This window comes from Micromonospora sp. (genome assembly GCF_048594385.1).
Classification (GTDB): Bacteria; Actinomycetota; Actinomycetes; order Mycobacteriales; family Micromonosporaceae; genus Micromonospora; species Micromonospora wenchangensis.
In genome coordinates this window covers 1-6,064 of the sequence record NZ_JBMDWU010000221.1, presented here as the reverse complement: position 1 = coordinate 6,064, position 6,064 = coordinate 1, and the positions used below count along the sequence as shown (strand labels likewise).

Annotated in this window: 2 protein-coding genes; both read left to right on the top strand. The window is 75.8% G+C overall.

What is annotated here, in order from left to right:
• Positions 1 to 2,885 (top strand): SDR family NAD(P)-dependent oxidoreductase (locus tag ACOJTC_RS11840; protein WP_420116883.1); only part of this gene is annotated, 2,885 nt, incomplete at its 5' end.
• A gap of 37 nt (positions 2,886 to 2,922) precedes the next feature.
• Positions 2,923 to 6,064, top strand: a 3,142-nt coding sequence (locus tag ACOJTC_RS11835; RefSeq protein ID WP_420116882.1) for a beta-ketoacyl synthase N-terminal-like domain-containing protein, incomplete at its 3' end; no start/stop codon positions are given.

The window sequence follows — 6,064 nt, the reverse complement described above, 5'->3', positions numbered from 1 at the left end:
GCCGCGCGGACGCCGAACGGGACGCCGACCGCATCAGGGGTCTGATCAAGGGGGTGGCGGTGAACCACGGTGGCCGGACCACCCGGTACTCCGCTCCGAGCCCCGTCGGCCAGCGGGAGGTGATTGTGGCGGCGTTGCGGGATGCGGGTGTTGGTGTGGAGGGGATGGGGATGGTGGAGGCGCACGGGACGGGAACCTCGTTGGGTGATCCGATCGAGGTGGAGGGTCTTACCCGGGCGTGGCGGGCGTTCACGTCGCGGACGCAGTTCTGTGCGATTGGTTCGTTGAAGTCGAATATTGGTCATGTGGAGCCGGCGGCGGGTCTTGCCGGGTTGGTGAAGGTGTTGTTGTCGTTGGAGCACGGGGTGGTGCCGGCGACGTTGCATGTGGTGCGGCCGAATGACCACATCCGGTTCGAGGACACGCCGTTCTTTGTGGCGGACAAGCCGGTGTCGTGGCCTCGGGTGGCGGGTGCGCCGCGTCGGGCGGCGGTGTCGGCGTTCGGCATGGGTGGGGTCAACGCGCACGTCATCGTCGAGGAAGCGCCGCTCCCCGCCGACCGGGAACCCCTGCCGCAGCAGTCGCATGTGGTCAAGGTGTCCGCGGCCACCGAGGACGCGGTACGCCGCCTCGCCGCCGCCTACGCCGACTCCTTCGCGGCCGCCCCCGACGACCGGGCCACCGCCGACCTCTGCCACACCGCCAACGTGGGCCGTTCCTCGCTCGACTACCAGACCGCGGTGAGCGGCCCCACCGGGCAGGTGATCGCCGAGCAGCTCCGGGCGGTCGCCGACGGCCGGATCCCGGTCGCCCGCGTCGACTGCCACCGGCCCGCCGACCCGCTCCCCGCCGACCTGGCGCAGCGGCACGCGGTGGTGGTGGACCAGGTCCGGCAGGGCCGGGCCGACATCGACTGGGCCGCCCTGTCCGTGCCGGGCTCACGGAGCGTCGCGCTCCCCACCTACCCGTTCGACCGGGGCCGCTACTGGCACACCCGCCCCGCCGCGACGGTGACCGGGCCCGCCCCGGTCACCACCGTGGACCTGCCCCCGGAGTACACCCCACCGGTGGACCCCGGGCCCGCCGACGGCGGCCACCCCGGCGACCCGGCATCGACGCCGGCACCGGAGGCCCTGGTCACCCGGTGGCGACCCGCCGACCCACCGCCCGGCGCATCGGCCTACGGGGCCACCGTGCGGGTGGTCGTGGCGGACCCGGACCTCGGCGGTGCGGTCTCCGCCGCGCTCGCCGCCAAGGGCGCCGACCTGGCCCCCGACGGGGTGACCCCCCGCTCCCTGGTGGTGGTCGACGCCGTCCCCGGGTCCGCCGACACCGCACCGGACCTGCGTGGCTTCTGGGAGCAGCTCCGCTCCTACGCCGCCACCGTCCCGCCCCAGAGCAGGATGGTCTGGGTCGCACACCGGTCGGCCACCGTCGACGAGGCGGACCGGACGCTGCTCGACCCCGAGGCCGCCGCGCGGGCGTTCGCGGTCCGCGCCGCCGCCGCCGAGAACCGGTTGACCGTCGCCGTGCTCGACCTCGACCCGGCCGATCCGGTCGAGATCCGCGCCCGGCAGGTCGCCGCCGAGTTCGCCGCGCTGCGCACCGGCCCCGACACCGTGGTGGCCTACCGCCGTGGCAGCCGGTACGTTCCGACCCCGTCCCCGGCCCGGCCGGGACCCCCCGCCGACCTGGCCGGGGACGGGTACCACCTGGTCACCGGCGGCCTCGGCGCGGGCGGCCGGCGACTGGTCACGCACCTGGTGACGCGCGGCGCCCGACGCATCGGCATCCTCGGCCGGTCGCCTGTCGACGGGGCCGCCGAGGACTTCCTGCGCGGGCTGCGCCCGGAAGCCGAGGTGGACTACCAGCGGTGCGACGTCGCCGACCCGGTCGCGTTGACCGCCGCCGCCGCGTCGTTCACCCACCGGTGGGGCCGACTGCGCGGGATCGTGCACTGCTCCGGCGGGGTCAACCAGTTCGGGTCGCTGCGTCGTCGGCAGTGGTCGGAGGCGGCCCGGGTGACCGCCCCCAAGGTCGCCGGCTCCCGCAACGTGATCCGGCTCGCCCGCACCGAGGGCGCCGACCACGTCGCCCTGGTCTCCTCGATCGCCGGTGCCCTGCCCGACGCCGGCCGGGGTCTGGTGGACTACGCCCTGGCCAACGCGTACCAGCTGGCCCTGGCCGAGCAGGCCGGCGACGACGGCCCGACGGTGACCGCGCACGCCTGGCCGAACTGGTCCGGCATCGGCATGGCGGCGGACGAGTCGTTCTCCGCCGGGCACTCGATCACCCTCGACCAGGCGCTGGCCGGCTTCGACGCGCACCTGCTCACCGGGGGTGCCGTGGTGTTCCCCGGCAGCGCCGTACCGCAGCCGACCACCGTCTCCGCGCCGCCGCAGGCCGCCCACCGGCCCGCGTCGACGGCGGACCCCGAGCCCGCCCCGGCCGACCCCGTCCCGGCTGATGCCGCCGGTGGTGACGCCGCACCGGCCGGGCCGCCGTCGGACGGCGACCCGGGGGTCGCGTACCGGCTGGTGCGGGACGCCTTCGTCGACGTGCTCGGTGAGGACCCGGGTGACTGCCCCCTGCCCGACCTGGGGCTGGACTCGTTGGTCATCGCCGACCTGACCAGCGCCATCGAGCGGCTCAGCGGGACGACCGTCGACCCCTCGCTGGTGATGCGGTCCCGCACCATGGCCGACCTCGCGGCCCGGCTCACCGACCGGGCCGTACCACCCGCCCCGGCGGCCGGGACCGACCCGGTGATCAGGGCGGCCGGTGCGGTGTCGTCCGCGCCCGACCCGGACGGCCCGGTGCCCACGGCGAGCCTCAGTGCCCTGCTGCGGCCACTGCTCGCCACCGGCCAGCAGCCGCGCCACTGACCTGCCCACCGAGTGTGACGGAAGGAGCGACGCGAACATGACGGACAGTCGAATCGCGGTGATCGGCATGGCCGTACGGCTTCCCGGTGCCGAGGACGTGGCGGACCTGCGCTGGCTGCTGACCCACGACTCGGTCGAGGTGGACGAGGTCCCGCCCAGCCGGTGGGCCCGCGACCACTACCTCGGCGACGGCGACCACCAGGGCACCCACCACCGGGGCGCCTTCCTCCAGGACCCGTTCTCCTTCGACCACGAGGCGTTCGGCCTGACCGCCGGTGACGCCGTCCTGCTCGACCCGCAGCAGCGGGTGATGCTGGAGGTCGGCGCGCGGGCGCTGGAGGACGCCGGCTACCGCTCCGTGCGCCGCCGTCTCGACGCGGGCGTCTTCGTCGGTGCCCGGATGAACTCCTACGGCTTCGACCACGGCCGGGGACTGACCCCGACCGGCCCGGACGGGACCGGCCGGCCGGTGCCGGCGGCACTGTGGGGCCGGTCGCAGAACTTCGTCGCGGCCTGGCTCTCCGACCGCCTCGACCTCACCGGCCCCAGCCTGGTGGTCGACACCGCCTGCTCGTCCTCGCTGACGGCGGTCTGGTTGGCCTGCCAGAGCCTCGCCGCCGGCAGCTGCGAGATCGCCCTGGTCGGCGGCGTGGACCTGCTGCTCGATCCGCTGACCTTCGTGCTGCTGTCCCGCACCGGCGCGCTGTCCCCGGACGGGCTGTGCCAGACCTTCGACGAGAAGGCCAACGGGTACGTCCCCGGCGAGGGGGCCGTCGCCCTGGTGCTCAAGCCGATGGCCGCGGCGGTGGCCGACGGTGACCTGATCCTCGGCGCGATCGCCGGCACCGGCGTCAACAACGACGGCCGGACCATGGGGGTGACCACCCCCAACCTGGAGGCCCAGATCGCGCTGCTCGACCGGGTGTACGGGCGGATCGACCCCACCACCGTGCAGTACGTCGAGACCCACGGCACCGGCACCGCCATCGGCGACCCGATCGAGGTGCGGGCCCTCACCGACGTGTTCGGCCGGCACGGCGTCGCCCCCGGCAGCGTCGCGCTCGGCTCACTGAAACGGCGGATCGGGCACCTGCACTCGGCGTCCGGCCTGGCCGGCCTGGCCAAGATCGTTCTCTGCCTGCGGGACGGGGTCGTCCCCGGGGTGCCGGTGCCGACGGTCAACCCGCGGCTCCGGTTGGACACCGGCCCCCTGTACCTGCCGCCGCGTCCCCGACCCTGGCCGGCGGCCCCGATCCGCCGGGCCGGCGTGAGCGGCTTCGGCTTCGGCGGCACCAACGCGCACGTGGTGGCCGAGGCGGCGAACGGGCCCGCGCCGACCACCACCGGGGCCGGGCGGCCCGCGGAGGTGCTCGCCCTCTCCGCCGACAGCCCCGACGTGCTGCGCGAGCTGGCCGCGCAGTGGGTGGAGTTCCTCCCCTCGGTGGCCGACGAGATCGCCGACGTGCTCGCCACCGCCCGGCTCGGCCGCCCGGCCCGCGCCGTACGCTGCGCGGTCACCGGACCGGACGCCGACGGCCTCGCCGCCGCGCTGCGCGCCCGGCTGCTGCGCGCCGACGTCCCGCTGGGGGAGCCCACCGGACGACCGCCCGTGGTCGCCGTCCGCCCGGTGGCCGGGTCCGCCCCGCCGCGGTGGCTGCTCGCGCTCCACCACGACCTGCCGGCGGTACGGGAGATCGTCGGCCGGTTCGAGACCGCCGTCGGCAGCCCGGTGACGACGTTCTCCGGCCCGCTGCTGCGGATCTGCGCGGGGGTCGTGCTGGCCGTGGCGCTGCGCGGCAGCGGGGTACCCGAGCAGGCGGTCGACCTGCCGCCCGGCTGGGCGTCGATCGCCGACTTCGTGCACGGACGTACCTCCCTGGAGCAGGCGCTCAGCACGGTGCTGGCCGCCGGAGCCGCGACCACGGACACTCCCGACCCGGACGACGTCGACGCCCGACTGGACCTCTGCGCGCGCCTCGCCGCCGCCACCGACGGGCGGCAGGCCGCCGCGGTGCTCGCCGCCGTCACGGCGGAACTCTACGAGGCCGGGGCGGACATCGACTGGGCCACGTTCCAGGGGCCGGTGGCCTGGCACAAGCGCCTCCTGCCGGTCGGTCAGGCCCGGGGCCCCGCGCTGGACCTGCGGGAGCCGCTGCGCTCCGCCGAGCCCGGCGGCCCGCTGACCCTCGACGACGCCGGCCCGGCCGGGTACGCCTTCTCCCGCGTCTTCGGGCCGGGCGAGGTGCCGATCGCCCAGCACTCGGTGTACCGCCGGATCATGCTCCCCGGCGTCGCCTGGTTCGACTTCCTGCGCCAGGGCGCCGAGCTGCGCGGCGAGCCGTTCCACGGGGTACGCGACGTGCTCTTCCACCGCCCGCTGATCCCGACCGGGGCGCACCGGGTGGTGTGCCGGGTCGACGCCGAGCGGCGGTTCACCGTCGCCGACGCCGACGGCACCCCCTTCGTCACCGGCCGGTACGCCCCGCACCCCGATCCGGTGCCCGCGCCGCAGCCGCTCGCGGCGCTGCTCGACACCTGCTCCCGGGTGCACGCCGGGTCCACCGTGTACCGCTGGCTGCGCCGCATCGGCTACCAGCACGGCCGGTACTACCGCAACATCTCCTGGGTCGCCAGCCTGCCCAGCGGCGGCACTCTCGCCCGGATCGAGGGGGCCCGGCAACGTGCCCTGAACCCCCCTGACGTCCAGCTCTTCCCGGGGTTGCTGGACAGCGTCACCATCGCGGCGATCGACCCGGACAACCCGGTGTTCGGCACCGACCACGCCACCGCGTTCATCCCGCTCTCCGTCGACCGGGTGAGCGTGCACGGTGCCCTGGCCGACGCCGCCTACGTGCGCACCGAGGTGTCCTTCTGGAACGAGGAGGCGTGCCGGGTCACCCAGGTCGTCCTCGACGCCTCGGGCGTACCGCTGCTGACCTTCGGGGACATCTCCTCCAAGCGGGTGCCCGTCCTCGCGTTCAGCGAGCCGCCGGCCGACACCGCGCACCGACCGGCACCCGTGCCGGCGGTCGCGCCGGCCTCCGCCGTTGCCGTCCCGGTGGACCCCGCCGTGGGCGCGGCTCCGGTGGGTGGGGATGCGTCCGCATCCGCAGCGGCGCACCGGCCCGCAGCGGAGCCGGCCGGGGCCGCTCCGGAGGTGCCGCCGCCCGCACCGGCGT